General features: G+C 60.2%; 24 protein-coding genes. 14 read left to right on the top strand and 10 right to left on the bottom strand.

Annotated features, from left to right (window positions below):
• Nucleotides 1–158: 158 nt before the first annotated feature.
• Nucleotides 159–419: a hypothetical protein gene (locus tag CKW18_RS21020; protein ID WP_095190559.1), complete on the top strand. Its 261-nt coding sequence runs from the start codon at nucleotides 159–161 to the stop codon at nucleotides 417–419.
• 24 nt (nucleotides 420–443) lie between these two features.
• Here CKW18_RS21020 and betT read toward each other — a convergent pair whose 3' ends face one another.
• Together betT and epsC are read right to left on the bottom strand one after the other, a co-directional pair.
• On the bottom strand, nucleotides 444–2,405 hold the full coding sequence (gene betT / locus CKW18_RS21015; RefSeq protein WP_167394911.1) for a choline transporter BetT: 1,962 nt from the start codon (nucleotides 2,403–2,405) through the stop codon (nucleotides 444–446).
• Between the two features lie 399 nt (nucleotides 2,406–2,804).
• Nucleotides 2,805–3,731: a serine O-acetyltransferase EpsC gene (gene epsC, locus CKW18_RS21010; RefSeq protein ID WP_016983653.1), complete on the bottom strand. Its 927-nt coding sequence runs from the start codon at nucleotides 3,729–3,731 to the stop codon at nucleotides 2,805–2,807.
• Between the two features lie 190 nt (nucleotides 3,732–3,921).
• Between epsC and CKW18_RS21005 the strand changes: the two genes are divergently transcribed.
• The 12 genes from CKW18_RS21005 (at nucleotide 3,922) to CKW18_RS20950 (ending at nucleotide 16,208) form a co-directional block, all read left to right on the top strand.
• Nucleotides 3,922–4,914 carry a D-cysteine desulfhydrase gene (locus CKW18_RS21005; RefSeq protein WP_095190557.1) on the top strand — a complete coding sequence of 331 codons (993 nt, stop codon included), beginning with the start codon at nucleotides 3,922–3,924 and terminating at the stop codon, nucleotides 4,912–4,914.
• Nucleotides 4,915–5,197: 283 nt separating this feature from the next.
• Nucleotides 5,198–5,998: a cystine ABC transporter substrate-binding protein gene (gene tcyJ / locus CKW18_RS21000; RefSeq protein ID WP_095190556.1), complete on the top strand. Its 801-nt coding sequence runs from the start codon at nucleotides 5,198–5,200 to the stop codon at nucleotides 5,996–5,998.
• Nucleotides 5,998–6,663, top strand: a complete 666-nt coding sequence (gene tcyL / locus CKW18_RS20995) for a cystine ABC transporter permease (protein ID WP_095190555.1) — start codon at nucleotides 5,998–6,000, stop codon at nucleotides 6,661–6,663. The genes tcyJ and tcyL overlap by 1 nt, the downstream gene beginning before the upstream one ends.
• A gap of 4 nt (nucleotides 6,664–6,667) precedes the next feature.
• A complete protein-coding gene (gene tcyN / locus CKW18_RS20990; RefSeq protein WP_095190554.1) occupies nucleotides 6,668–7,417 on the top strand; it encodes an L-cystine ABC transporter ATP-binding protein TcyN in 750 nt (249 codons plus the stop codon).
• Nucleotides 7,418–7,879: 462 nt separating this feature from the next.
• Nucleotides 7,880–8,644, top strand: a complete 765-nt coding sequence (locus tag CKW18_RS20985; protein WP_095190553.1) for a hypothetical protein — start codon at nucleotides 7,880–7,882, stop codon at nucleotides 8,642–8,644.
• Nucleotides 8,645–8,909: 265 nt separating this feature from the next.
• Nucleotides 8,910–10,151, top strand: coding sequence for an SfnB family sulfur acquisition oxidoreductase (locus CKW18_RS20980; RefSeq protein ID WP_095190552.1), 1,242 nt, complete (start codon nucleotides 8,910–8,912; stop codon nucleotides 10,149–10,151).
• A gap of 25 nt (nucleotides 10,152–10,176) precedes the next feature.
• Nucleotides 10,177–11,370, top strand: a complete 1,194-nt coding sequence (locus tag CKW18_RS20975; protein WP_095190551.1) for an SfnB family sulfur acquisition oxidoreductase — start codon at nucleotides 10,177–10,179, stop codon at nucleotides 11,368–11,370.
• Nucleotides 11,370–12,722, top strand: a complete 1,353-nt coding sequence (locus CKW18_RS20970) for an LLM class flavin-dependent oxidoreductase (RefSeq protein ID WP_095190550.1) — start codon at nucleotides 11,370–11,372, stop codon at nucleotides 12,720–12,722. The genes CKW18_RS20975 and CKW18_RS20970 overlap by 1 nt, the downstream gene beginning before the upstream one ends.
• Before the next feature lie 118 nt (nucleotides 12,723–12,840).
• Nucleotides 12,841–13,650, top strand: coding sequence for a MetQ/NlpA family ABC transporter substrate-binding protein (locus tag CKW18_RS20965; protein WP_095190549.1), 810 nt, complete (start codon nucleotides 12,841–12,843; stop codon nucleotides 13,648–13,650).
• Nucleotides 13,651–14,772 carry a methionine ABC transporter ATP-binding protein gene (locus CKW18_RS20960; protein WP_095190548.1) on the top strand — a complete coding sequence of 374 codons (1,122 nt, stop codon included), beginning with the start codon at nucleotides 13,651–13,653 and terminating at the stop codon, nucleotides 14,770–14,772. It abuts the gene before it with no gap.
• Nucleotides 14,762–15,406, top strand: coding sequence for a methionine ABC transporter permease (locus CKW18_RS20955; RefSeq protein WP_095190547.1), 645 nt, complete (start codon nucleotides 14,762–14,764; stop codon nucleotides 15,404–15,406). The genes CKW18_RS20960 and CKW18_RS20955 overlap by 11 nt, the downstream gene beginning before the upstream one ends.
• A 172-nt stretch (nucleotides 15,407–15,578) precedes the next feature.
• Nucleotides 15,579–16,208, top strand: coding sequence for a bifunctional 2-polyprenyl-6-hydroxyphenol methylase/3-demethylubiquinol 3-O-methyltransferase UbiG (locus CKW18_RS20950; protein WP_095190546.1), 630 nt, complete (start codon nucleotides 15,579–15,581; stop codon nucleotides 16,206–16,208).
• 123 nt (nucleotides 16,209–16,331) lie between these two features.
• Here CKW18_RS20950 and CKW18_RS20945 read toward each other — a convergent pair whose 3' ends face one another.
• The 3 genes from CKW18_RS20945 to CKW18_RS20935 are packed head-to-tail and all read right to left on the bottom strand — an operon-like array spanning nucleotide 16,332 to nucleotide 21,546.
• On the bottom strand, nucleotides 16,332–19,385 hold the full coding sequence (locus tag CKW18_RS20945) for an efflux RND transporter permease subunit (protein WP_095190545.1): 3,054 nt from the start codon (nucleotides 19,383–19,385) through the stop codon (nucleotides 16,332–16,334).
• Nucleotides 19,382–20,446: an efflux RND transporter periplasmic adaptor subunit gene (locus tag CKW18_RS20940; protein ID WP_095190544.1), complete on the bottom strand. Its 1,065-nt coding sequence runs from the start codon at nucleotides 20,444–20,446 to the stop codon at nucleotides 19,382–19,384. Before CKW18_RS20940 ends, CKW18_RS20945 begins: the two co-directional genes overlap by 4 nt.
• On the bottom strand, nucleotides 20,443–21,546 hold the full coding sequence (locus CKW18_RS20935; protein ID WP_095190543.1) for an efflux RND transporter periplasmic adaptor subunit: 1,104 nt from the start codon (nucleotides 21,544–21,546) through the stop codon (nucleotides 20,443–20,445). The genes CKW18_RS20940 and CKW18_RS20935 overlap by 4 nt, the downstream gene beginning before the upstream one ends.
• Nucleotides 21,547–21,771: 225 nt before the next feature.
• Between CKW18_RS20935 and CKW18_RS20930 the strand changes: the two genes are divergently transcribed.
• Complete coding sequence (locus tag CKW18_RS20930; RefSeq protein ID WP_095190542.1) at nucleotides 21,772–22,932, top strand: AAA family ATPase; 1,161 nt, start codon at nucleotides 21,772–21,774, stop codon at nucleotides 22,930–22,932.
• Between the two features lie 116 nt (nucleotides 22,933–23,048).
• Here the strand turns inward: CKW18_RS20930 and CKW18_RS20925 are convergent, their stop codons facing one another.
• From CKW18_RS20925 to CKW18_RS30650, 5 genes are all read right to left on the bottom strand, one after another.
• A complete protein-coding gene (locus tag CKW18_RS20925; protein ID WP_095190541.1) occupies nucleotides 23,049–23,921 on the bottom strand; it encodes a transporter substrate-binding domain-containing protein in 873 nt (290 codons plus the stop codon).
• Nucleotides 23,918–24,700, bottom strand: coding sequence for an amino acid ABC transporter ATP-binding protein (locus CKW18_RS20920; RefSeq protein WP_095190540.1), 783 nt, complete (start codon nucleotides 24,698–24,700; stop codon nucleotides 23,918–23,920). The genes CKW18_RS20925 and CKW18_RS20920 overlap by 4 nt, the downstream gene beginning before the upstream one ends.
• Nucleotides 24,697–25,356, bottom strand: coding sequence for an amino acid ABC transporter permease (locus CKW18_RS20915; RefSeq protein WP_095190539.1), 660 nt, complete (start codon nucleotides 25,354–25,356; stop codon nucleotides 24,697–24,699). The genes CKW18_RS20920 and CKW18_RS20915 overlap by 4 nt, the downstream gene beginning before the upstream one ends.
• Nucleotides 25,337–25,969, bottom strand: coding sequence for an amino acid ABC transporter permease (locus tag CKW18_RS20910; RefSeq protein WP_095190538.1), 633 nt, complete (start codon nucleotides 25,967–25,969; stop codon nucleotides 25,337–25,339). Before CKW18_RS20910 ends, CKW18_RS20915 begins: the two co-directional genes overlap by 20 nt.
• Nucleotides 25,966–26,187: hypothetical protein (locus CKW18_RS30650; RefSeq protein WP_218274340.1), on the bottom strand; the 222-nt coding region annotated here is incomplete at its 5' end. The genes CKW18_RS20910 and CKW18_RS30650, both read right to left, overlap by 4 nt.

Here is a 26,187-nt window from a genome sequence, read left to right as displayed (position 1 = left end):
ATGCTCTAAAGGACACCGAGGCGGCCCATTCGCGGGCAAGCCCGCTCCCACAGGTTTCTGCGTTGAACACAAAATCTGTGAACGACGCCAATCCCTGTGGGAGCGGGCTTGCCCGCGAAGGCGGCGGATCAAGCACCACATATCCCGAAGGCAAGTCTATGCACACCGCCATCATCATTTTCTTCGGCCTGGTTCTGCTCGCCCTGATGCTCTACATCGGTGAGCGCATCGGCTTCAGCCGTCAGACCATGGCCTACGGCTTCGCCGCGCTGTGGCTGGCATTGACGGTGATTAATGGCGCGGTGGGGGTGGTGCATGCCGGCCAGTCCGTGGGATCGGAACTGGTGATCGGCAGTGCGGTATATGGCGTGCCGCTGGCGGCGATGGTGTTGTTCATGGTGCTGAGCGCCGAGTCGTAAAACGTCCCGACGCTCAGCTCATGATCAACGCACCAGGTGCAGGAACTGCATGTGGCGCTCGTACTGGTCGAGGATGTCGTTGATGATCTGCTCCTTGGTGTAGCCGACCAGATCGTAGTCCTGACTGCCCTCGCTCAGATGCACTTCGGCGCGGTAATAGCGGCGGTTGTTGAGCTGTTTGGAGCCCATACCGCCACGCGCAAATGATGGCGTGAAGTAGCCGCGCATCTGCACCTGATAAATGAACGGATGCTGCTCGCCGTGGCCGATTTCCAGGCTGACGTTGTCATGCGCCGGATCCGGCTGGGTGACCACGTTCAGGCCTTTCTCGACGAACACCGCGGTCACTTCTTCAATCGCCGGGCGCACGGTGGTGTCCATGAAGCGGTACACCTCATCACGCGACGGGAAGTGCACGGCCTGACTCAAGCGCTGGCGCCAGCCCCCCGTGCCACGTCGCGCACCCGACACCGGCGCCAGCGAATGCAGTTGCGCGATCTGCTTCTGCGATTCGAGATAGAACGCCTTGTGCAGGCCCCACATCATCAGCAGCAGAATCAGCGAGAACGGCAACGAGGTCAGCACTACCGCTGATTTCAGCGCATCGATACTGCCGGAGAACAACAGCGCGCTGGTGATCAGCGCGGTCATCGCGCCCCAGAATACCCGCAGCCATTTCGGCCCGTCTTCATCCGGGTTGCCGCCCTTGGCCGACAGCGTCGAAAGCACCACGGTGCCGGAGTCGGCAGAGGTGACGAAGAACACGAAGCTGATGAACACCGTCACGGCGATGACGGTTTTGCTCCACGGGTAGGTTTCCAGCAACAGATAAATGCTCATCGACGGGTTGTCGATGGCCGACATGCCAAGTGCGCTCATGCCGTGGTTGAGCACTTGATCAAGGGCGCTGTTGCCGAAAATCGACATCCACGCCAGGGTGAAACCGAGCGGGATCAGCAGCACACCGAAGACGAACTCACGGATTGTGCGGCCACGGGAAATCCGGGCGATGAACAGGCCCACGAACGGCGACCATGCGATCCACCAAGCCCAGTAAAACACGGTCCAGCCACCGAGCCAGTCGCTCGGTTTGTCGTAGGCATAGAGGTCGAAACTCTTCATCGGCAAGGCACCGAGGTAGTCGCCGACGTTCTGGATCAGGGTGTTGAGCAGGTGCTGGGTGGGACCTGCGAACAACACGAACAGCAGCAGCGCACAGGCCAGCAGCATGTTGATGTCAGACATCACCCGCACGCCTTTATCCACACCGGAGACGGCAACGATGATCGCCGCGCCCATCATCAGCGTGATCAGGCCGACCTGAATCCACTGGGTATGAGCGATGCCAAACAGGTAGTCGAGGCCCGAGTTGAGGTGCAACACGCCGAAGCCCATGTCAGCGCCAAGACCAAACACCGTGGCGATGATGCCGAAGCCATCCACTGCATAACCGATGGGGCCGTTGATGCGTTTGCCGATCAGTGGATACAGCGCCGAACGCAGGGCCAGTGGCAGGTTATGCCGATACGCGAAGTACGCCAGCGCCATGCCGACAAAGGCAAAAACGCCCCAGCCGTGCAGGCCCCAGTGCAGAAACAGAACCTGCATCGCCTGACGCGCAGCCTCCGCTGTACCGGCCTCGCCTTGCGGCGGCTGGAGCATGTGGGTCAGCGGTTCGGACACGCAGAAGAAGAACAGCGTGATGCTGATCCCGGCGGCGAAGAGCATGCCGGCCCAGGACAGGTAACTGAATTCGGGCTCGTCGTGGTCGGCACCGAGTTTTATCTTGCCGTAGCCGGATAACGCGGTGACCACCACGAAGACCAGATACAGCGTCATCGCGAGCATGTAGTACCAGCCGACCGTGTTGGCCGCCCAGTTTTGCGCTTCCAGCAGCCAGGCACCGGCCTGTTCGGGCATGGCGATGACCACGAGACCAAACAGCAGAATGACCGTCGCGGCGAAGTAGAACACCGGCGGATTCATGCGCACCAGACCGCTGGCGGGGGTAGACGATGCACTCATGAAGCATGCACCTCGAGGGGTTGAAACGTGGCTGAAATGATCGGACTCAGCAAAGGCAAGCCTCCTGTTGTGAGCGGGCAGCGAACCACCGGTTTAACTTGAATGAACGTTCAAGTTAAACATGGATAGGGCGCTAAGGACTAATCGCACGGCTAAGCGGTAGCTTTCCTACGCTAGCTCAAGGAGGGGTATGACGTGGGTTTGGGGCGATTCGTTCACTGGAGAATTGGCGGAAGGCCATTATCTTGATACAACCTTAAAACATTCGCGAGCAGGCTCGCTCCCACTTTGGAATGCGTTCCACTGTGGGAGCGAGCCTGCTCGCGAAGAGGCCTGATGCAGCAACGCAGATTCAGAAACCTACTTCTGCGTCCCGTCATCATGCTGCAGATTGGCCTGAGTCAAATTGCACCCTGCCGGCACACTGCGGGTCAGCCACACGTTGCCACCAATGGTCGAGCCCTTGCCAATCGTGATCCGCCCAAGAATCGTCGCCCCGGCGTAAATGACCACATCATCCTCGACAATCGGATGGCGTGGATGGCCCTTCTGCAACTGCCCGTCTTCATCGGCCGGGAAGCGCTTGGCGCCCAATGTCACCGCCTGATAAATCCGCACGCGCTCACCAATGATCGCCGTCTCGCCGATCACCACACCCGTGCCGTGATCGATAAAGAAACTGCGGCCGATCTGCGCGCCCGGGTGGATATCAATACCAGTGGCCGAGTGCGCAATTTCCGCGCTGATCCGCGCCAGCAATGGCAGCCCGGCACGATACAAGTGGTGGGCCAGCCGATGGTGAATCACCGCCAAAATCCCCGGGTAGCACAGCAGCACTTCATCGACACTGCGCGCCGCCGGATCGCCGTGATAGGCCGCCAGTACGTCGGTGTCGAGCAGCGTGCGCAGCCCCGGCAATGCCAAGGCGAAATCCTGAACGATCTGGATCGCCCGGGCTTCGACTTCGGTGTCCGCCTGAGCACTGTGTCGGGCGACATAACGCAATTCCAGGCGTGTCTGCGCCAGCAATGCATTCAACGCCACGTCGAGGGTGTGGCCGACGTAAAAATCTTCACTTTCTTCACGCAGATCGACCGGCCCCAAACGCATCGGGAACAGCGCGCCACACAACGCCTCGAGAATTTCCGCCATCGCCGCCCGCGACGGCAACTCGCGACCGCCCTGCTCGCCGGACGCCCGGCCGTTCTGTGCCCGCCACTGATCCCGCGCGCTGCGCAGTTGGCTGACGATGGTCTGCAATTGCCAATGGCTGGAACGCTCGCTCACGGTAAAGACTCCTCTCGGGCGGCCGGACTGTCTGGCCGCGTCAACGGCGACCACTTTACGACATGCTCGCGAGGGCGAATTAAGAACCGATAGTGCTGGACTCAGTCCATTTGGCTATAAGCGATCCACGGTTGCCCATGCAAAATCGACTGCCTATAGTCCTTTCATCTTTCTCCGCCAGTACGGACTCATGATCAAACAACAGCTTGACCGCTTTAGCCGCCTCGACCTGCTCGGCCACCCTACCCCACTGGAAAAACTCGAGCGCCTGTCCACCTGGCTCGGCCGCGACGTGTACATCAAACGCGACGACCTGACGCCGCTGGCCATGGGCGGCAACAAGCTGCGCAAACTCGAATACCTCGCCGCCGACGCGCTGGCGCAAGGTGCCGACACCCTGATCACCGCCGGCGCGCTGCAATCGAACCACGTGCGCCAGACCGCCGCACTGGCCGCCAAACTCGGTCTCGGCTGTGTGGCGCTGCTGGAAAATCCGCTGGGCACCGATGACAGCAATTACACCGGCAACGGCAATCGGCTACTGCTGGACCTGTTCGACACCAAAGTCGAGTTGGTCGAAAACCTCGACAACGCCGACGAACAACTGGCCGCACTCGCCGCGCGTTTGCGCAGCAACGGCAAGAAGCCGTATCTGGTGCCGATCGGTGGCTCCAACGCCCTCGGTGCTTTGGGTTATGTGCGCGCAGGCCTGGAACTGGCCGAGCAGATCAAGGACACCGGTCTCGACTTCGCCGCCGTGGTGTTGGCTTCAGGCAGTGCCGGGACGCACAGCGGTCTGGCGCTGGCCCTGAGCGAAGTGTTGCCAGAGCTGCCGGTGATCGGCGTGACCGTTTCGCGTAGCGAAGAAGATCAGCGCCCGAAAGTGCAGGGCCTCGCAGAACGCACGGCCGATCTGCTCGGCGTGGCGTTGCCGGCAAGCTTCAAGGTCCAATTGTGGGACGAATACTTCGGCCCGCGTTACGGCGAACCAAATGCCGGGACATTGTCGGCGGTGAAATTGCTGGCGAGTCAGGACGCGGTGTTGCTCGATCCGGTTTATACCGGCAAGGCCATGGCCGGGCTGCTCGATGGCATCGGCCGGCAGCGCTTCAATGAAGGCCCGATCATCTTCCTGCATACCGGCGGGGCGCCAGCGTTGTTTGCCTACAAGGATTTCCTGTAACAGAAGATCAAAAGATCGCAGCCTTCCGCAGCTCCAAGAGATCACCATGTAGGAGCTGCGGAGGGCTGCGATCTTTTTCCACAGACAATGCATATTCTAATAAAGAATAACATTTCATATATTAAGTATTTTCAAGTCTAAAGCGGGCACCTTATAGTCTCGCCGCAGGCGAATTTGGCGGGAGACGCTTAAGCTGCTTTAAGGCAGGATAGCGCTGTCGTCCAACTCCCGTATTCGCCAACTTTCCTTAAGCGTCTTCCATAAGAAAACACAGGGGCTTGTCATGAATTTTTCCGCACTACGTCGCAATCTGCTGGTCGGTTCGCTGGGCCTGGCGCTGAGCGCCGGTCTGATTGGCCAGGCAGTGGCCGGTGAGCAGCTGCAACAGATCAAGGACAAGGGCGTTATCAACGTCGGCCTGGAAGGCACTTATCCACCGTTCAGTTTCGTCGATGCCGACGGCAAGCTGTCCGGTTTCGAAGTCGAATTCTCCGAAGCCCTGGCCAAAGAACTGGGCGTGAAGGTCAAGCTGCAGACGACCAAATGGGACGGCATCCTCGCGGCGCTGGAATCCAAGCGTCTGGACGCAGTGATCAACCAGGTGACCATTTCCGAAGAACGCAAGAAGAAGTATGACTTCTCCGAGCCGTACACCGTTTCCGGGATTCAGGCGCTGGTGCTGACCAAGAAAGCCGCCGACCTGAACATCAAATCCGCTGCCGATCTGGGAGGCAAGAAAGTCGGCGTGGGCCTGGGCACCAACTACGAGCAGTGGGTCAAAGCCAACGTGCCGACCGCTGACGTGCGCACCTATGAAGATGATCCGACCAAGTTCCAGGACCTGCGTGTAGGCCGCATCGACGCCATCCTGATCGACCGTCTGGCCGCGCTGGAATATGCCAGGAAAGCCAAGGACACCACAGCCGCCGGCGAAGCGTTCTCCCGTCAAGAGGCCGGCGTTACCTTGCGCAAAGGCGAGCCTGAACTGTTGGCTGCCGTAAACAAGGCCATCGACAAGCTGCGTGCCGACGGCACGCTGGCCAAGCTTTCGGAAAAATACTTCAGCGCTGACGTCACTAAATAATGGAAGCAACATTCCAAATTGTACGGGAGGCCATGCCCTTTTTGCTCAAGGGCATGTACTTCACCGTCATCCTCAGCCTGGGTGGCATGTTCTTCGGCTTCCTGCTCGGCTTCAGTCTGGCGTTGATGCGCCTGTCGCGCTTCAAGATGTTGAGCTTGATTGCCCGCATCTACGTGTCGTTCTTTCGCGGCACGCCGTTGCTGGTACAACTGTTCGTCATCTATTACGGCTTGCCTCAGGTGGGCCTTGAGCTCGATCCGATACCCGCAGCCCTGATCGGCCTTTCGCTGAACATGGCTGCTTATATCTGTGAAATCCTGCGCTCTTCGATCAGTTCGATTGAACGCGGTCAGTGGGAAGCCGCTGCGAGCATCGGCATGACCCGCGCGCAGACTCTGCGTCGGGCCATCCTGCCGCAAGCGATGCGCACAGCGTTGCCGGCGCTGGGCAACAGCTTCATTTCACTGGTCAAGGACACCGCACAGGCCGCCACCATCCAAGTACCCGAGTTGCTACGTCAGGCGCAGTTGATCAGCGCCCGCAACTTCGAAATTTTTACCATGTATCTGTCCGCCGCGCTGCTTTACTGGATTCTGGCCACGGTGCTTTCGCACTTCCAGAACAAGTTGGAAGAGCGGGTCAATCGGCACGACCAGGAGTCCTGACCCCATGATCGTCGTGGAAAAACTGACCAAGCAATTCAAGGGTCAGGTCGTGCTCAACGGCATCGACCTCGAGGTGAAGGAAGGCGAAGTTGTCGCAATCATCGGCCCCAGTGGCTCGGGGAAAACGACGTTCCTGCGCTGCCTGAACTTCCTTGAGGAGCCCACCAGCGGCCGGATCAAGGTCGGCGATATCGAAATCGATACCCGTCGCCCGCTGAACCAGCAGCAAAGCCTGGTGCGCAACCTGCGCCAGCACGTGGGTTTCGTGTTCCAGAACTTCAACCTGTTCCCCCATCGCACCGCCCTGGAAAACGTCATCGAAGGCCCCATCGTGGTCAAGAAGATGCCGCGCGAGCAAGCCATTGCCCTGGGCATGAAGCTGCTGGCCAAGGTCGGTCTCGCCGGTAAAGAGGACGCCTATCCGCGTCGACTGTCCGGTGGTCAGCAACAGCGCGTGGCGATTGCCCGGGCGCTGGCGATGGAGCCGGAAGTGATCCTGTTCGACGAGCCGACCTCGGCCCTCGATCCGGAACTGGTGGGCGAAGTGCTGGCGACCATCCGCGGTCTTGCCGAAGAGAAACGCACCATGGTCATCGTTACCCACGAAATGGGCTTTGCCCGCGACGTGGCCAACCGTGTGGTGTTTTTCGACAAGGGCGTGATCGTTGAGCAAGGCGAAGCCAAGGCGCTGTTTGCCAACCCGAAAGAAGAACGCACTAAACAGTTTCTCAACAAGTTCCTGAATCACGCCTGAGAAACTTCTCCGCACCAATCGAAACTTCCACGGATGGAAGTTACTCTGTTCCACCCCCTCCCAAATATATACAAATAAAACATAACCGATGCGCTACACACATATGTTCTGCAACAGATAAAAACAGCCTGAAACTCGCAGCAACTTAAAAAACCGACCCAAACAGCTTGCGTAGAAATCGATAAAATACCTTGAGCCCTGTGGCTTTATTCCCCTTACCACCTAGGCATAAGGCCTCGGCAGCGTAGGAAACTTCTGATTAACCCGTAATTCAATCATTAACTAACACCGACTATTGACACCCCTTCCTGCACACTCTTATCTAGTCGCCAACCGGCGTCACTTAGTTCAATCAATGCGCATTCAACTTGAACAAAAGTTCAAAGCTTTATTGCCAGTTGATGCACGCCTTTTGTTCTTCCAGAAACGGACTTCGCTGCAAGGCTTCAAGGAGAGAAATCGATGACCCGCACTTCGCATACCCCCGAACTGGCAGCGCCAACCCTGGCGCCAGCACAAAAAAACGGCATCAACCTGGCCGCAGCCGCCCACCTGATGGTCGACGTGCCGCCCTACCCCGCTATGGATTGCGGCGACCTGATCGAGCTGTTCTGGGACAAATGCTATGTCGCCTCAAAGGTGTTGACCGCCGAAGACGTCGGCGCGTCGGTGAGCCTGCGAGTGCCGGAGAGCTTCATGGCCAACGGCACCGCGCGCATCCACTATCGGGTGAGGCAGGTCGGCCAGGGCCCGGTGGTGTCGATATCGACCCGCGTGCAGGTCAAACTCGACTGCCCCGGCGGGCAACCCTCGGCCGTGTGCGGTGACGAGAACCAGCAACTGGTGCCCGTGACGATTCCTGACACCATTCGCCGCCAGGGCGTGAATCCCAATCAGATCAAACGCGGTGTACCACTGACCATCGAGCCCTACCCGAACATGGCCGAGGACGACGCTATCACCTTGCGTTGGGGTGATGTACGCATGGATCTGGCGCCGATCACGGCGGCGGATGTCGGGCTGCCGATTCAAGTCTGGGTACCGCCAGCGGTCATCGTCGAAGCCGGTGAAGATCTACGCCTGGACGTGACCTATTGCATCCTTGACCGGGTCGGCAACAACTCGCGTTGGGCGCCACCGCGAACGCTGAAGATCGGTTGTGTGAACCCTTACCTGAAGGTGCCATTGAGGCAGGACGTCAAGGCCGCAGAACCGCGCAAAGAGTGAGCACCGCATCTGTGGCAGGAGGGCTTCTGTGGTGAGGGGATTCTTAACCAACCCGACCATCACCCCTTCTATGCATATTCCTAAAAGTTAGTTTATTTAATATTTATACACGCTTAGGGTATATGAACCGGACCACCGGACATTCTTTCGTTCGCCGCACTTTTGCGGCGTTTTTCATGAGATGTGAGGTAGGTAGTATGGTCCGGAACACAATCACCCCAGTGCAGATCGCCAGGGCATTGCGTGCAGCCAAGGAGCGGCACTGATGTCCAGTCTGGCCGATGCAAACGTCCAGTCGGATCTGGACATCGCCCCGTTGTTGTTGCCCGCGCAGGTCTTGCACAACGACGCCCAAGCCATCAAGGCTGCCCATGAGCTGGCGCAAGTTGCTCGTGTTCAGGCCGCCAAACGCGACCGCCAGCGCAAGCTGCCATGGTCGGAAATCGAACAGTTCACCCGTAGCGGCCTGGGCAGCATTGCCATCCCGCGCGAGTACGGTGGCCCGCAGGTTTCATTCGTCACCCTGGCCGAGGTGTTCGCGATCATTTCCGCGGCCGATCCGGCGTTGGGGCAGATCCCGCAGAACCAGTTCGGCATCATCAATCTGGTGCTCGGCAGCGCCACGCAAGAACAGAAAAAACAGCTGTTCCAGAGTGTGTTGGAAGGCTGGCGCATCGGTAATGCCGGCCCTGAGCGCGGCACCAAAAACACCCTGGAACTGAAGGCGCGGATCACCGCCGATGGCGATGACTACGTGATCAACGGCCAGAAGTTCTACTCCACCGGTGCGCTCTTCGCGCATTGGGTCGCGGTCAAAGCGCTCAACGATGACGGCAAGCAAGTGCTGGCGTTCGTCCGTCGCGGCACGCCGGGGCTGCGCATCGTTGATGACTGGTCAGGCTTTGGACAGCGCACTACCGCCAGCGGCACGATTTTGTTGAACAACGTGCGCGTCGAAGCGGGTCTGGTGGTCGATAACTGGAAGATCAACGAGACGCCCAATACCCAAGGCGCCGTATCGCAACTGATCCAGGCTGCCATCGACGCCGGTATCGCCCGTGGCGCCATCGACGACGCCATCGAGTTCGTCAAAACCCGCGCGCGGCCGTGGATCGATGCCAAGGTTGAACGCGCCAGCGATGACCTCTACGTGATCGCCGACATCGGCAAACTGAAAATCGAACTGCACGCCGCCGAAGCGCTGCTGCGCAAGGCCGGGCAAGTGCTCGATCAGGTGCACGCCGCGCCGCTCACCGCCGACTCTGCCGCCCGCGCTTCGATTGCCGTGGCCGAAGCCAAAGTGCTGACCACCGAGATCTCGCTGCTGGCCAGTGAAAAGCTTTTCGAACTGGCCGGCAGCCGCGCGACCCTCGCCGAATTCAACCTCGACCGCCACTGGCGCAACGCCCGGGTGCATACCCTGCACGACCCGGTGCGCTGGAAGTATCACGCGGTCGGCGCCTATCGCCTCAACGGCACTTTGCCGGCCCGCCATTCCTGGATCTGACGACCAGACATCTGGAGAAACCCCTATGCCGTTTTCCCATCCCGTCGCGGTCATCACCAGCGATGAGCAAGCCCTGATCGTCGCCAGCGACCTGGCCGAAGATTTCAAACGCGACAGCGCCCTGCGCGACCGTGAACGTCGCCTGCCGCTGCCAGAACTCGACGTGTTTTCCCGCTCGGGCCTGTGGGGCATCAGCGTACCCAAGGAGTACGGTGGCGCCGGCGTGTCCAACGTGACCCTGGCCAAAGTCATCGCCCTGATCGCTCAGGCCGACGGCTCTCTCGGGCAGATTCCGCAGAACCATTTCTATGCGCTGGAAGTGCTGCGGGTGAACGGCAGCCATGAGCAGAAACGACGGTTGTACGCCGAGGTTCTGGCCGGTCAGCGTTTCGGCAATGCGCTGGCGGAACTCGGCACCAAAACCGCCCACGACCGTGTCACCAGCCTCAAGCGTGAAGGCGATGGCTATCGCATCAATGGCCGCAAGTTTTATGCGACCGGCGCGATTTACGCGCAGCGCATTCCAACGTCAGTCGTCGATGAAAACGGCGTGCAGCAACTGGCCTTCGTCCCTCGCGACAGCAAAGGCTTGAGCGTGATCGACGACTGGAGCGGCTTTGGCCAGCGCACCACCGGCAGCGGTTCGGTGGTGTTCGAAGACGTGTACGTCGCCGCCGAAGACGTGATCCCGTTCCAGAGCGCCTTCGAACGCCCGACCACCGTCGGCCCGCTCGCGCAGATCCTTCACGCCGCCATCGACACCGGCATCGCTCGCGCCGCTTACGAAGATGCCTTGCACTTCGTCCGTAGCAAAACCCGGCCATGGATCGATTCCGGCAACGACAAAGCCACCGAAGATCCACTGACACTGAAAAGCTTCGGCCACCTGAGCATCCGCCTGCACGCCACCGAGGCGCTGCTCGAACGCTCCGGTGAGTTCCTCGACAAGGCTCAGGCCGAGACCAACGCCGAAACGGTCGCTGCCGCCTCGATTGCCGTCGCCGAAGCACGGGCGATCAGCACGGAAATCTCCCTTGCTGCTGGTAGCACCTTGTTCGAACTCGCCGGCAGCCAGGCCACCCTGATCGAGCACGGCCTCGACCGCCACTGGTGCAACGCCCGCGTGCATACCCTGCACGACCCGGTGCGTTGGAAGTATCACGCGGTGGGCAATTACTACCTCAACGATGAAAACCCGCCGCTGCGGGGGACCATCTGATGGCGAAGAAAAAAATCCTGCTCAATGCGTTCAACATGAACTGCATCGGACACATCAACCATGGTCTGTGGACGCATCCTCGCGACACCTCCACGCGCTACAACTCCATTGAATACTGGACCGAACTGGCACAGTTGCTGGAGCGCGGGCTGTTCGACGGATTGTTCATCGCCGACATCGTCGGCGTGTACGACGTCTATCAAAACTCGGTGGACGTCACCCTGAAAGAGTCGATCCAGTTGCCGGTAAACGATCCTTTGTTGCTGGTTTCGGCGATGGCCGCGGTGACCAAAAACCTCGGTTTCGGCCTGACCGCCAACCTCACTTACGAGCCGCCGTATCTGTTCGCCCGGCGCATGTCGACCCTCGATCATTTGAGCCGTGGTCGTGTCGGCTGGAACATCGTTACCGGTTATCTGGACAGCGCCGCCAAGGCCATGGGCCTCAGCGAACAAGTTGAACATGACCGTCGTTACGATCAGGCCGATGAATACCTGGAAGTGCTCTACAAACTCTGGGAAGGCAGTTGGGAAAACGGTGCAGTGCTCAATGACCGCGAGCAGCGGGTTTATGCCCAACCGGAAAAAGTCCACAAGGTTGAGCACAAGGGCGAGTTCTATCAGGTCGAGGGTTACCACCTCTGCGAGCCGTCGCCGCAGCGCACGCCTGTGCTGTTTCAGGCCGGCAGCTCTGATCGCGGCTTGCTGTTCGCCGGACGCCACGCCGAGTGCGTGTTCATCAGCGGCCAGAACAAACCGTCGACCAAGGTGCAAGTGGACAAGGTGCGCGCCAGCGCCGTCGAGGCCGGGCGCAATCCCGAGGACATCAAGGTGTTCATGGGCCTTAACGTGATCGTCGGCGCGACCGAGCAAGCGGCGTGGGCCAAGCATGCCGAGTACCTGAGCTACGCCAGCGCCGAGGCTGGCGTGGCGCATTTTTCCGCGTCCACCGGCATCGACTTTTCCCAGTACGAGATCGACGAACCGATCCAGTATGTGAAGAGCAACGCCATCCAGTCCGCAACCAAAAACCTGCAAAACAACGACTGGACCCGACGCAAATTGCTCGACCAGCACGCCCTCGGTGGTCGCTACATCACCGTGGTCGGTTCGCCTGAGCAAGTAGCGGATGAGCTGGAATCGTGGATCGCCGAAACCGGGCTGGACGGCTTCAACCTGACCCGCATCATCACCCCGGAAAGCTATGTGGATTTCATTGAGCTGGTGATCCCGGAGCTGCAGCGGCGGGGGTCGTACAAGATCGCGTATGACAGCGGCAGCTTGCGCGAAAAGCTGTTTCACGGCGCGGCGCAGTTGCCCGAGCAACACACTGGATCTTCGTACCGCCGCTAAAAGCTTCGCGAGCAGGCTCGCTCCCACATTTGGAATGCATTTCCCTGTGGGAGCGGGCTTGCTCGCGAAGAGGCCCGACCGGACACCACCTATTTATGCACTGACTGGAAAAACCACCATGACCAAGAAACGCCTGTCCCACCCAGTCAAAGCACTGGCCCTGGCCCTCGGCTTGTTCAGCTCGGCAGTCTTCGCCGCCGACGCCCCGTTAAAAATCGGCACCACCGCGGCCTTCGCCATTCCGCTCGAAGCCGCCGTCGAAGAGGCCAACAATCAAGGCCTGAAAGTCGAACTGGTCGAGTTCACCGACTGGATCGCGCCCAACGTCAGCCTCTCTGCCGGCGACATCGACGTGAACTACTTCCAGCACATCCCGTTCCTGGAAAACGCCAAAGCCGCTGCCGGTTTTGATCTGGTGCCCTTCGCCCCGGGGATCATCAACAACGTCGGCCTCTACTCGAAGAAATACAAAAGCTTCGGCGAGCTGCCTGAAGGCGCCAGCGTGGCCATCGCCAACGACCCGATCAACAGCGGTCGCGGTCTGCAACTGCTGGCCAAAGCCGGTCTGATCACGCTGAAACCGGGCGTCGGCTACAAAGCCACCGAAGACGATATCGTCGCCAACCCGAAGAAGATCAAGATCCTCCAGGTCGAAGCCGTACAACTGGTGCGCGCCTATGATGATGCCGATCTGGTGCAGGGCTACCCGGCCTACATTCGACTGGCCAAGACCTTCGATGCCGGCTCGGCGTTGCTGTTCGACGGCCTCGACCACAAAGAATACGTAATCCAGTTCGTGATCCAGCCGAAGAGCAAAACCGATCCGCGCCTGATCAAGTTCGTCGACATCTACCAGCATTCGCCAGCCGTTCGCGCCGCTCTCGACAAGGCCCACGGCAAGCTGTACCAGGCTGGTTGGGAAAGCTGAATGAGCGCTGCCATCCAGCGGCGACCGGAAACTCCGGAGCCACATGAAGCTGAGCGTACAGAACTGCATCCCGAGCTGAACCGCGCCCACGTGCGTTTCATCGGTCTGGGTAAAACCTACGAAGGCCGGCAAGGCCCGGTCGCTGCCCTGCAAGGTATCGATTTGGCGATCCAGCGCGGCGAAGTGTTCGGCATCATCGGCCGTAGCGGCGCCGGCAAGTCGTCGCTGATCCGCACGATCAACCGCTTGGAGCAACCGACTTCGGGGCGGGTGCTGATCGATCAAGTGGACATCGGTGAGTTCGACGAGGATCGCTTGGTCGCCCTGCGCCGACGGATCGGCATGATCTTTCAGCACTTCAATCTGATGTCGGCAAAAACCGTCTGGCAAAACGTCGAACTGCCACTGAAAGTAGCCGGCGTGCCGAAAGAGCAACGCGAGAAAAAGGTTCGCGAACTGCTTGAACTGGTCGGCCTGCAAGCCAAGCACAAGGCCTATCCGGCGCAGCTTTCCGGCGGGCAGAAACAGCGTGTCGGCATCGCCCGGTCGCTGGTGCATGACCCGGACATTCTGCTGTGCGATGAGGCCACTTCGGCCCTCGACCCGGAGACCACCCAGTCGATCCTCAGCCTGCTGCGCGAGATCAATAAACGCTTGGGTCTGACCATCGTCCTGATTACTCACGAGATGGCGGTGATCCGCGAAATCTGCGACCGCGTGGTGGTGCTGGAACACGGGCGCATCGTCGAGCAAGGCCCGGTGTGGGAAGTGTTCGGCAACCCTCAACACGAGGTCAGCCAGACGTTGCTCGCGCCGTTGCAACACGCCTTGCCGGAGGAACTGCAGAGCCGCCTGCACGCGCAACCGCCCTCCTCCGATGCCGCAGTGGTACTGCGTTTGCAGTTCACCGGCAATGCCCGTGATGAGCCGGATCTGGCGGCGTTGTTTGCAGCCCTCGGCGGGCGGGTGAAATTGCTTCAGGGTGGCGTCGAGCGAATTCAGGGGCATGCCCTCGGGCAACTGCTGTTGGCCGTGAGCGGTTCGCCGTTGGCCGCCGAGCAATTGCGTGAACGCGCCGGGCAGTGGGCGCAACGGGTGGAGGTATTGGGTTATGTGGTTTGATCGCTTGCTGCAAGGTTTCATCGACACGTTTTTGATGGTCGGCGTCTCATCGCTGATCGCGTTGCTGGTGGGCATTCCCATGGCAGTGGTTCTGGTCACCAGCGACAGGGGCGGGATCTACCAGGCACCGGTGCTGAACCGGGCGCTGGGCGCCTTCGTGAACCTGTTTCGTTCGATCCCGTTTCTGATCCTGATGGTCGCGCTGATTCCGTTCACCCGGTTGATCGTCGGCACCACCTATGGCGTGTGGGCCGCGGTGGTGCCGTTGACCATCGCGGCGACGCCGTTCTTTGCGCGGATTGCCGAAGTGAGTCTGCGTGAAGTCGATCACGGCCTGATCGAAGCCGCGCAGGCCATGGGTTGCCGGCGCTGGCACATCGTCTGGCATGTGCTTCTGCCGGAGGCGCTGCCGGGGATAGTCGGCGGTTTCACCATTACGCTGGTGACGATGATCAACTCCTCGGCCATGGCCGGGGCGATTGGTGCCGGCGGGTTGGGCGACATTGCTTATCGCTACGGCTATCAGCGGTTCGATAGCCAGATCATGCTGACGGTGATTGTGTTGCTGGTGGCGTTGGTGGCGGTGATTCAGTTGGGGGGTGATCGGTTGGCGCGGGGGTTGAACAAGCGTTGAGCTCATCTGGATTCATGCCACGCCTCTGAAACCGCTTTCGCGAGCAGGCTCGCTCCCACATTTGAAAGGCGTTCCCCTGTGGGAGCGAGCTTGCTCGCGAATGGCTGCGCAGCAGCCCCGAACCCGATGGCGTATATTCGGCACATCTCCTTTGCCCGTGCAGCCCTCGACCATGAAGCAAACCTCCGCCGACCTCGAACAGATCACCGCCACCACCCTCGGCCATTACAACTCAGTGGCCGAAGACTTCCGCGAAGGCACCCGCGATCACGATGTCAGCCAGAACATCGATGCGCTGTTGCGGCATATCCAGGGCACGGCGCCATTCACGATTCTGGATTTCGGCTGCGGCCCCGGGCGGGATTTGCAGACGTTTACGCGCATGGGGCATGTCGCGGTCGGCCTCGACGGCTCGGAAAAATTTGCGCAGATGGCCCGCGAAGACAGCGGCTGCGAGGTCTGGTGCGAGGACTTCCTGAAGCTGGATTTACCGGCCGAACGCTTCGACGGGATCTTCGCCAATGCCGTGTTGTTTCATGTACCACGGCAGGAGTTGCCACGGGTTCTGCGGCAACTGCGCGACACCCTGAAGCCCGGTGGCGTGCTGTTCAGCTCAAATCCGCGCGGGGATAACCAGGAGGGTTGGAACGGGCCGCGTTATGGCTCATACCACGACCTGCAAGCGTGGCGCGATTTGCTGACCGCTGCCGGATTTGTCGAGCTGGAGCACTACTTCCGCCCGGCGGGGCTGCCGCGAGAGCAGCAGCCTTGGTTGGCGAGTGTCTGGCGTAAACCGGTGTAGTCAGACCAGACGCCTTCGCGGGCAAGCCCGCTCCCACAGGTGTTGCGGGTGTTCACAAAATCTGTGTCCACTGAAAACCCTGTGAGAGCGGACTTGCCCGCGATGAGTGCGCAGCACTCGCTTTTAAGCCGCGTCTTTTTTCGGCTCGCGAATCTTGTACCAGGCGACATACAACGCCGGTAAAAACAGCAGCGTCAGCAACGTCGCAATGACAATCCCGCCAATCATCGCGTAAGCCATCGGCCCCCAGAACACTTCCCGGGCAATCGGGATCATGCCCATGCTGGCTGCCGCCGCCGTCAGCAGAATCGGCCGGCGGCGATGCTCGGTCGCTTCCACCACCGCGTCCCACGGGGCCAGGCCCTTCTTCTCGAACTCATCGATCTGCGTCACCAGGATTACCGAGTTACGGATGATGATGCCGATCAGCGCCAGAATCCCGAGGATCGCCACGAAGCCCATTGGCGTACCGGTCGGCACCAGCGCCAGCACCACGCCGATCAGCCCCAGTGGCGCGACACTCGCCACCAGGAACATCTTCTGCACGCTGTGCAACTGGATCATCAGGAAGGTCGCCATCAAAAACAGCATCAACGGTAAGACCTTGGCGATAGGCCCTTGAGCCTTGCCGCTTTCCTCGACGGTACCGCCGGTGGCGACTTTGTAGCCCACCGGCAGTTTGTCGGCGAAGGCATCGATGGACGGTTTGAGCAGTTTCACCAGATCGGTCGGCTGAATCTCGTCGCGCACCGACGCCTTGATGGTGATGGTCGGCAAGCGGTCGCGACGCCACACCAGCGGCTGCTCCAGTTCATAACGCACGGTGGCGAACGCCAGCAGCGGAATCGACGTGCCGCCGGGCGTGACGATTTGCAGGTTTTGCAGGGTTTCCGGCGTACCGCGTTCAGAATCCACCGCCCGACCAACGACGTTGATCAGGTAGATATCGTCATCGACCTGAGTCAACGGCGAGCCGCTGACGATGCTGTTCATCAGGTTTGCCACGTCTTCGGACGACAGTCCGAGCTGACGCGCCTTGTCCTGAGCGATGTCGATGCGCAGGACTTTGCCCGGTTCGTTCCAGTCATAAATGATCTCGCCGATGTGCGAGTTCTTGTCCAGCTCGGTGGCCAGTTCGATCGCATGCTTACGCACCTGATCGATGTCCTTGCCACTGATTCGGTACTGGATCGGCCGGCCCACCGGTGGGCCCATTTCCAGCGCCTGCACGTAACTGCCGATGCCGACGAAGTCTTTGCGCAGCCGTTCGCGCAGGCGTTCGCTCAAGGCTTCGCGCGCCTCAAAATCCTTGCTGACAATCACCAGTTGCGCGTAGTAGGGGTTTTGCAATTGCTGATCCAGCGGCAGGTAGAAACGGATCGCCCCCTGACCGATGTAGGTACTCCAGCGCACGATGTCCGGATCACCCTTGAGGGTTTCTTCCAGCTTGTCCACGGCTTTGCGGGTTTCGTTGATCGAAGCGTTTTGCGGCAGGTTCAGGTCGACCAGAATTTCCGGGCGATCCGACGACGGGAAGAACTGGTTTTGCACGAAGCGCATGCAGAACACCGCCAGTACAAAGAGCAGAACCGTGATGCCGATGGCCCACCAGCGGTTGCGCATCGACCACAACAAGCCGTGGTTGAACGCACGCCCGACGCGACCGGGCTCGGCCGCATGGGGTTTCACGTTGGCGCTGAGGATGTGCACGCCGATCACCGGCGCAAAGAACACCGCCACCACCCACGACACCAGCATCGCCACGGCGATGACCGCAAACAGCGTGAACGTGTATTCACCCGCCGAGCTGGCGTTGAGGCCGATGGGCACAAAACCGGCCACCGTCACCAGCGTACCGGTGAGCATCGGGAACGCCGTCGAGGTGTAGGCGAAGGTCGCCGCCTGCTCCCGGGTCTCGCCCATTTCCAGGCGTGTGACCATCATCTCCACGGTGATCATCGCGTCGTCGACCAACAGGCCGAGGGCGATAATCAATGCGCCAAGGGAGATCCGCTGCATGGTGATGCCGCTGTATTCCATGAACACAAACACCATCGCCAGCACCAGCGGAATCGAGCACGCCACCACTAGCCCGGCGCGTACACCGAGGCTGATAAAGCTCACCACCAAGACGATGATCACCGCTTCGAACAAGGCGCTGGTGAAGCCGCCGACGGCCTCTTCCACCACCACCGCCTGATCGGACACGGTGTGCACACCGACGCCCACCGGCAGGTCGGCGGTGAGTTGATCGATGCGCTCGTGCAGGGCCTTACCGAACTCCTGAACGTTGCCGCCCTTCTGCATGGCAATCGCCAGACCGATTGCCGGTTTGCCGTCGAAGCGGAACTCCGGAGTCGCCGGGTCGACGTAACCACGGCTGATGTCGGCGATGTCGGCCAGACGATAGAAGCGATCATTGAGCTTGAGATTGACCTCGGCCAGATCCTTCTCCGAGGCGAACTGTCCGGAAGTGCGCACGGAAATGCGCTCCGGCCCGGCCTCGATCACCCCTGCCGGCGTCACCGCGTTCTGCGATTGCAGGCTCTGCACCACCTGGCGCTGATCGATGCCCAGCGCCGCCAGTTTGCGCGTGGAGAAGTTCAGGTAAATCACTTCGTCCTGCTGGCCGACCATCTCGATCTTGCCCAGCCCCGGCACATTGCGGATCTCGGCGCGCGCCTGTTCGACATAGTCGCGCAGCTGGCGCATGGTCAGTCCGTCAGCCGTAAACGCATACACCGAACCGAATACATCACCGAACTCATCGTTGAATCCCGGCCCCTGAATGCCTTGGGGAAACTGCCCGCGGATGTCGTCGATCTTCTTGCGCACCTGGTACCAGATCTGCGGGATGTCCTTGGCGCTGGTGGTGTCGCGCAGGTACACATACACTGTCGATTCGCCGGGGCGCGTGTAGCTTTTCACGTAGTCGAGCGAATCCAGTTCTTCGAGTTTTTTCTCGATGCGGTCGGTAACCTGCTTGAGCGTCTCTTCTTGGGTCGCACCCGGCCATTTGGTCTGGATCACCATGGTTTTGATGGTGAACGACGGGTCTTCTTCGCGACCCAGATTGAAGTACGAAAACACCCCCATCAGCAGTGCAACGAACATCAGGTACCAGACGAACGACTGATGCTTGAGGGCCCATTCGGAGAGGTTGAAAGAGCCTTTCATTGACTGTCCTCGTCAAGTTTCACGGATTGTCCGGGTTTGAGGCTGTTGACGCCGGCACTGACCACCTGCTCACCATTCTTCACACCGCCGGCCAGCACCACGCTGTTGTCGGTGCGGCTGATCACGCTGACATCGCGCGGGTTGACAGTTTTGCTTTGGGTGTCGACCACCCAGATCCGCGTTTTGCCGTCGACCTCTTGCAGCGCTGTCGCGGGCAATTCGATGCGTGGCTTGATCGCCGAACTGAGGGTAACGCTGATCGCTGTGCCGAGACGAAATCCGGGCGGTGTATCCGCCAGCGTCAAACGAGCGCGACGGGTGCGCGTAGCGCTTTGCGCCTGCGGTTCGATTTCGCGGATGGTTGCCGTGGTGTTGATGCTTGGGTCGAGTTGCCCGGCCACCAGGAACACCACATCGCTCGGGATCTGATCAACCAGGGTGTCCGGCAGATCGATCACCGCTTCCTTGATGTCCGGTTGCGCCAGGGTCACCACTTGCTGGCCGGCGGTGACCACTTGCCCGGCTTCGGCGTTCCACGCGGTGACCACGGCTTTGTGGTCGGAGCGCAGTTCGGTGTAGCTGAGTTGATCCTTGCTCTGATTGACCGCCGCCTGCGCCTGCTCCAGCGAAGCCTGAGTGGTTTTCAAATCCGTAGTGGCGATGTCCAATTGCGCTTGCGCACCGACCCCGCGATCAAACAGCGCTTGCTGACGCCGAGCATTGGCCTGAGCGTTGATCAGTTGCGCCCGGACCTTGGCCAGATCGCCTTGGGCTGAGCGCAACTGGTTCTGCTGGTCGGACGGATCGAGGGTGGCGAGCAGCGTGCCCTTGTCGACTTCGGCACCGACATCGACGTTGCGGCTGGCGATGCGCCCGCCGACACGAAAACCGGTGTTGCTCTCATAGCGCGCCTGAATGCTGCCGGCGAAACGCCCAAGGGTTTCCTCGTTCAGTGCCTGAACCTTGATCGACAGCACCGGCCGCACCGGCTCCGGCGGAGGCTCGCTTTTCGAGCAGGCAGCCAACAACATTGCCATGGACAACAGCCCCAAGTGCTTCATGGCTGGGCTCCCGGTTGCAGATCTTTATAGGTGTTTTCGGCGATCTCGACTTTCATGCCCGGGTGCAATAACTGCCCGCCGGCGACGATGACTTTCTCACCGCCCTTGAGGCCTTCGCTGATGATGACCTTGCCGGTCAGATAACGACCGACCGTGACCGTGTGCAATTGCGCTTCACCTTTGTCGTCGACCATCCAGACTGCCGGATCGCTGACGTTTTTGGTCAGCGCCGACCACGGCAGCTCGACCGCCGATTTGCCGCTGCCTTTGGCCGTGGCGCTGACCACCGAACCGAGCTGCATGCCCGGCGGCAGTTTGTCGAGGGTGACTTTGACTTGCACGGTGCCGGACTGCGCGGACACCGCCGGGGTGATTTCGCGCACGGTGCCGGTGGTTTTGATGTTGGGGTTGTCGAGCAGGCTGACCACAATCGAGCGATCCGACGGCCGCTCGGCGAGCAGCGACTCGTAGACGTTGAACACCGCGTCGCGATCGCCGTCACGGGCCAGTTTGAACATCGGCGCCGTGGCCTGCACCACCTGGCCGACCTCGGCCTGACGCTCGGTGATGATTCCGGGGGCATCGGCAATCAGCGAGGTGTAACTGAGCTGATCCTTGGCGTTGGCCAGTTGCGCCTGCGCGGCGCTCAATGCGCTTTGGCTACTGCGCAACGCCGCCTGGGCGGAATCGTATTCGCTCTGGCTGGTGTAACCTTTGGGTAACAGTTTTTGTTGGCGCACGAATGCCGCAGCGGTCTGCTTGACCCGCGCCTGTTCGGCGACAACCTGGGCTTGAGCCGAGTCGACGTTGGTCTGCAAATCCTTGGGATCGAGTTTGGCCAACACTTGTCTGGCGGTCACGCGGTCACCGACATCGACCATGCGCTGGATGATCTTGCCGCCAACGCGAAACGACAATTCCGTCTCGACGCGCGCCTGCACATCACCGGTGAGGGTCACGGCAGCCGCGTAGTCCGCGGGTTTGACCTCTTGCACGAAGACCCGTGGCAGGTACTCCTGAGGGGCCTTTTTCTCGCCGCAGGCGCTCAGCAATGTGAACAGACTCAGCATGACCGCTGTTTTCAAACCGGGACTCGCCATGCAGACTCCTTCCTGTGTACGAACGTGCAAGTGACGATACGACTGTGAGCTTAGAACAGGGTTCAACGTTCGCTCGCGCGATGATGCATTTACCCCCGTAGGAGCTGCCGCAGGCAGCGATTTTTTGCTGGTAAAGACCACGATCAAAGGATCGCAGCCTGCAGCAGCGCCTACAATGCGACCGCTCCCATGCCCCGCGTGGGAGCGAGCCGGAGAAGGATTTTCATGCTCAAGACCCTCGCGGTGGCCAATTACCGCTCGATCAATAAATTGGTGATCCCGCTGGGCCGACTGAACCTGATCACCGGCCCCAACGGCAGCGGCAAGTCCAACCTCTACCGCGCGTTGCGCCTGTTGGCGGAGACGGCGCAGGGCGGTGTGGTCAATGCGCTGGCCCGTGAGGGCGGACTGGACTCGACATTCTGGGCCGGGCCGGAAACCATCAGCCGGAGGATGCGCAATGGCGAGGTGGCGATTGAACCGACAGTGCGCCAAGGCGTGAAGCGCTTGCGTCTGGGCTTTGCCGGGGAAGATTTCAGTTATTCGATTTCTCTCGGGTTGCCGGAGCCGACGCTCTCGTACTTCTCGCTTGATCCGCAAATCAAAAAGGAATGCATCTGGGCCGGGCCGCTCTATCGTCCGGCGAGCCTGCTGGTGGATCGCGACGGGCCGATGATCCGTGCTCGCGCCGAGCGTCAATGGGACGTGCTGGCGCAGCACACGCCGAACTTCGACAGTCTGTTCGATCAGGTCGGCAGCCTGCGCAGCTCGCCGGAAGTGTTCCAGATGCGCGAGTTCATCCGCCGCTGGCGCTTCTACGATCACTTTCGCAGCGACGCCGACGCTCCCGTGCGCCAGCCACAACTCGGCACGCGCACGCCGGTTTTGCATCACGATGGGCGTGATCTGGCGGCGGCGTTGCAGACCATCATTGAAATCGGTGATCCCGAGGCGTTGCAGACCGCAATCAGCGATGCGTTTCCCGGCGCGCGACTAAACATCGAGCCGCTGCCCGGTGGACGCTTTGCCATCGAGTTTTATCAGGAAGGCTTGTTGCGGCCGTTGTCGGCGGCGGAGCTGTCGGACGGCACCTTGCGTTATCTGCTGCTGATTGCCGCATTGCTGACGCCACGTCCGCCGTCGCTGATGGTGCTGAACGAACCGGAAACCAGTCTGCACCCGGACCTGTTGCCGGCCCTGGCACGGTTGATCATTCGCGCCTCAGAAGAATGTCAGGTGTGGGTGGTGTCCCATGCGCGGCGGTTGATTTCAGCGCTGCAGGAAGACCCTGAGTGCAATTGCATCGTGCTGGAGAAGACGCTGGGCCAGACCGGGATTGTCGGGCAGCGGGTGCTGGATGAGCCGGCGTGGAACTGGCCGGATTGAGCGGCGCCTGAACGAGCGCTTTCGCGAGCAGGCTCGCTCCCACAGTTGATCGCATTTCAATGTGGGAGCGAGCCTGCTCGCGAAGGCAGTATCAGAGTCGCATCTGAATCAAGGGATCACCCCTGCCACTTGCCGCCTTCGACAATCACGCTCTCAGGCTTGGTGTCATCGCTCAGCTCTTTACGCACATATTGGTCGTATAGCTTGAGCAGATACTTCTCTTCACCCAGCTTGGCCAATTCGCTATTCACCCAGTCACGCAACTCGATGTTGCCCTTCTTCACCGCCGGCGCAATCGGCGCTTCAGCCCCGAGCTTTTCATCCAGCACGCGATAGCCCGGGTTCTGCTTGGCCCAACTGAACAGCACCAGATTGTCCTGCGCATAGGCGTCGCCACGGCCATTGGCCAGGGCTTGCAGCGATTCGGAGTTCTTCTCGAACTTCAGCAGTTTCCAGCCCGGGTGGTTTTTGGTCAGCCAGATATCAGCGGTGGTGCCCGTGGTGACAATAGTGGTGCGAGTTGCCAGGTCATCAAGGCTTTTCACCGAGCTGCTCTGCGGCACCAGTGCCTGCACCGCTACCTTGAGGTTCGGGTTGGTGAATTCCACCGCTTCCTTGCGCTCCGGGGTCACGGTCATGTTGGCGAGGATCAGGTCGACCTTGTCGCTTTGCAGGAATGGAATGCGGCTCGCTGGCTCTACGGCCACGAACTCGACCTTGTTCTCGTCGCCGAGCAGATCCTTGGCGAATTGGCGGCCGATATCGGTATCAAAACCGACGTAACGTCCGGCCTCATCGACGAAACCGAACGGTGGCTTATCGGTGAAGACGCCAACGATCAGTTTGTCGCGGGCCTTGATCTTGTCCAGATAACCGGCCGGCGCGGCACTTTCGCTGGCGACTTTCGGCTTTGGCGATTCTTCGGTTTTGCTGCAGCCGGCGAGCAAGGCGAGGCTGAGCAGGGGCAGTAGAAAAGCGGCAGTTTTCATAGCAGTTCCAGTTCCTTTGTCGGATTCGTTTTTGGCAGTGTTGCCACGAAGGAGAACTTCTCCAGGAACTGCTGCGCGCGTGCGGTTTGCGGGTTCGTAAAGAAAATCTCGGGCGGGGTCTGTTCGAGGATGCGTCCGGCATCCATGAACACGATGCGGTCGGCCACCGCGCGGGCGAAGGCCATTTCATGGGTAACGATCAACAGGGTCATGCCTTCGCGGGCCAGCCCCTGAATCACTTGCAGCACTTCCTTGACCATCTCCGGGTCGAGGGCGGCGGTGACCTCGTCAAAGAGCATCACTCGTGGGTTCATGCACAACGAACGGACGATGGCGATGCGTTGCTGCTGGCCGCCGGAAAGCTGCCTTGGATACGCATCGCGCTTGTCCGCCAGACCGACGCGTTCGAGCAAGGCTTCGGCTTGCTGCTGCGCTTCGCGGCGTTGGCGTTTCTGTACTTTGAGCGGGCCCAGCAACAGGTTGTCGAGCACGCTCATGTGCGGGAACAGGTGATAACTCTGGAACACCATGCCGATCTGCTGACGCACTTCGCGCCAGTCGGTGGCCTTGTCCAGCAGCTCGCGGCCGACAAATTTCAGGCTGCCGCTGTGGTCCTCTTCCAGACCATTGAGGCAACGCAGCAGGGTGCTTTTGCCGCAGCCGCTGGGGCCGAGGATGACGATCACTTCGCCGCTCTGCACCTGCAGATCGATGCCGTTGAGCACCTGCTGCTCGCCGTAGAATTTGTTGAAACCGTGAAACTCGATCAATGCTCTCATGCTTGCGTCCAGCGGCGCTCCAGCACTCGCGAGGCGGCCGACAGCGGGTAGCAGATGAAAAAGAAAAACAGGAACAGCGCGCCGTAAATCAACACTGATTCGTAGGTGCGCTCGATGATCTGTTGGCCGACCTTGATCACGTCGACCACGCCGATCAGCACTGCCAGCGAACTGGTTTTGATGATTCGCGTGTAGACGTTGATGGTCGGCGGCGTCATGCGTTTCAGCGCTTGCGGCAGCAGCACGTAACCGAACAGCTGCGGAGCGTTCAAGCCAATCGACAGCCCCGCCTCACGCTGCCCGCGTGGCAACGAATGCAACGCGCCGCGCGCCACTTCACCCACTTCACTGGCGCCCCACAACGACAGCACCAGCACCGCACACCAGAAGCTCGGCAGGCTCACGCCAAAGAAAATCGGCAAGCCGAAAAACAGCAGGTACAGCCAGACCAGCACCGGGATCGCCCGGAACAGCTCCAGATAGACACGCAAAATCGCGTTCAGCCAGGTCACGTTGAGCGTGCGCAACACGCCGTAGAGCACGCCGCCGATGGTGCTGATGGCGATGCTCAGGAAGGAGATCGACAGGGTTTGCCCGGCGCCTTTGGCCAGTTGCGGCAACGACACCCAAAGCAGTTCAAGACCCGAACTGGCCATGCTGGAGCCTCCTTTCCAGACGGCTGAGCAGCAGCGACAGCGGCAGGAACAACAGCACGCAAATCAGCGTCAGCACGGCGAGCATTTCGTAGGTTTTGTAGTAGAGCGCGATGTAGCTTTTGGTCGTGTAGAGGATTTCCGGCACCGCCACCGCCGAGACCACGGTGGTTTCCTTGAGCAGGAAAATGAAATTGGCGAACAGCGACGGCAGGCTGAGGATGCCCGCTTGCGGCAGGATCACGTAGCGCAGCAACTGACCGTGGGACAGACCGATGGAGCGCCCCGATTCCAGCTGCGCCTGCGGCACCGCATCGACGCCGGCACGCAGCACTTCGGTGAGGTAAGCGCCGCCGAGGAAGGTCATGGTGATGATCGCGGCGCTGAAGCCGGAGACTTTGATCCCCAGCGCCGGCAAGGCGAAATAAACGAAAAACAACTGGATCAACAGCGGCGTGTTGCGCGCCAGCTCGACGTAGAGGCCGACGGCGCGCTGCAAGTAAGGTGTGCGAAACACCAGAATCGTCGCATTGAGCAGCGCCACCAGCAGTGAGGTGCCGATGGCAATCAAACCGACCTGCAGCGTCACGCCCACGGCTTTTAAAAGGTTCTTCACGGAATCCCGGGAAACACAGAAACAAGAACGCCGATTTGCTTGATGATGTTCGTGCGAGCAAACACATCTAACAAACCGGCGTTCTTATGCGCGATATTAATACTTTCCTTCCTTTTTGGGAGGGCTTTTCTGTCGTCACGATCAAGCCTGATGGTGATGCCCTCCAGATCGATCTGACGCCCCACGCCACCCGATTCCCTTCCTGTGGTGGGTGCCAA

It is taken from the genome of Pseudomonas sp. Irchel 3E19 (assembly GCF_900187585.1).
Lineage (GTDB): Bacteria > Pseudomonadota > Gammaproteobacteria > Pseudomonadales > Pseudomonadaceae > Aquipseudomonas > Aquipseudomonas baetica.
This window is presented reverse-complemented; position numbering and strand designations above follow the sequence as displayed.

Excerpts from the sequence above, each read along its gene's own strand:
- CKW18_RS21020 (WP_095190559.1), top strand. The coding sequence starts at position 159 with ATGCACACCGCCATCATCATTTTCTTCGGCCTGGTTCTGCTCGCCCTG.
- betT (WP_167394911.1), bottom strand. The coding sequence starts at position 2,405 with ATGAATCCGCCGGTGTTCTACTTCGCCGCGACGGTCATTCTGCTGTTT.
- CKW18_RS21005 (WP_095190557.1), top strand. The coding sequence starts at position 3,922 with ATGATCAAACAACAGCTTGACCGCTTTAGCCGCCTCGACCTGCTCGGC.
- tcyJ (WP_095190556.1), top strand. The coding sequence starts at position 5,198 with ATGAATTTTTCCGCACTACGTCGCAATCTGCTGGTCGGTTCGCTGGGC.
- tcyL (WP_095190555.1), top strand. The coding sequence starts at position 5,998 with ATGGAAGCAACATTCCAAATTGTACGGGAGGCCATGCCCTTTTTGCTC.
- tcyN (WP_095190554.1), top strand. The coding sequence starts at position 6,668 with ATGATCGTCGTGGAAAAACTGACCAAGCAATTCAAGGGTCAGGTCGTG.
- CKW18_RS20985 (WP_095190553.1), top strand. The coding sequence starts at position 7,880 with ATGACCCGCACTTCGCATACCCCCGAACTGGCAGCGCCAACCCTGGCG.
- CKW18_RS20980 (WP_095190552.1), top strand. The coding sequence starts at position 8,910 with ATGTCCAGTCTGGCCGATGCAAACGTCCAGTCGGATCTGGACATCGCC.
- CKW18_RS20975 (WP_095190551.1), top strand. The coding sequence starts at position 10,177 with ATGCCGTTTTCCCATCCCGTCGCGGTCATCACCAGCGATGAGCAAGCC.
- CKW18_RS20970 (WP_095190550.1), top strand. The coding sequence starts at position 11,370 with ATGGCGAAGAAAAAAATCCTGCTCAATGCGTTCAACATGAACTGCATC.
- CKW18_RS20965 (WP_095190549.1), top strand. The coding sequence starts at position 12,841 with ATGACCAAGAAACGCCTGTCCCACCCAGTCAAAGCACTGGCCCTGGCC.
- CKW18_RS20960 (WP_095190548.1), top strand. The coding sequence starts at position 13,651 with ATGAGCGCTGCCATCCAGCGGCGACCGGAAACTCCGGAGCCACATGAA.
- CKW18_RS20955 (WP_095190547.1), top strand. The coding sequence starts at position 14,762 with ATGTGGTTTGATCGCTTGCTGCAAGGTTTCATCGACACGTTTTTGATG.
- CKW18_RS20950 (WP_095190546.1), top strand. The coding sequence starts at position 15,579 with ATGAAGCAAACCTCCGCCGACCTCGAACAGATCACCGCCACCACCCTC.
- CKW18_RS20945 (WP_095190545.1), bottom strand. The coding sequence starts at position 19,385 with ATGAAAGGCTCTTTCAACCTCTCCGAATGGGCCCTCAAGCATCAGTCG.
- CKW18_RS20940 (WP_095190544.1), bottom strand. The coding sequence starts at position 20,446 with ATGAAGCACTTGGGGCTGTTGTCCATGGCAATGTTGTTGGCTGCCTGC.
- CKW18_RS20935 (WP_095190543.1), bottom strand. The coding sequence starts at position 21,546 with ATGGCGAGTCCCGGTTTGAAAACAGCGGTCATGCTGAGTCTGTTCACA.
- CKW18_RS20930 (WP_095190542.1), top strand. The coding sequence starts at position 21,772 with ATGCTCAAGACCCTCGCGGTGGCCAATTACCGCTCGATCAATAAATTG.
- CKW18_RS20925 (WP_095190541.1), bottom strand. The coding sequence starts at position 23,921 with ATGAAAACTGCCGCTTTTCTACTGCCCCTGCTCAGCCTCGCCTTGCTC.
- CKW18_RS20920 (WP_095190540.1), bottom strand. The coding sequence starts at position 24,700 with ATGAGAGCATTGATCGAGTTTCACGGTTTCAACAAATTCTACGGCGAG.
- CKW18_RS20915 (WP_095190539.1), bottom strand. The coding sequence starts at position 25,356 with ATGGCCAGTTCGGGTCTTGAACTGCTTTGGGTGTCGTTGCCGCAACTG.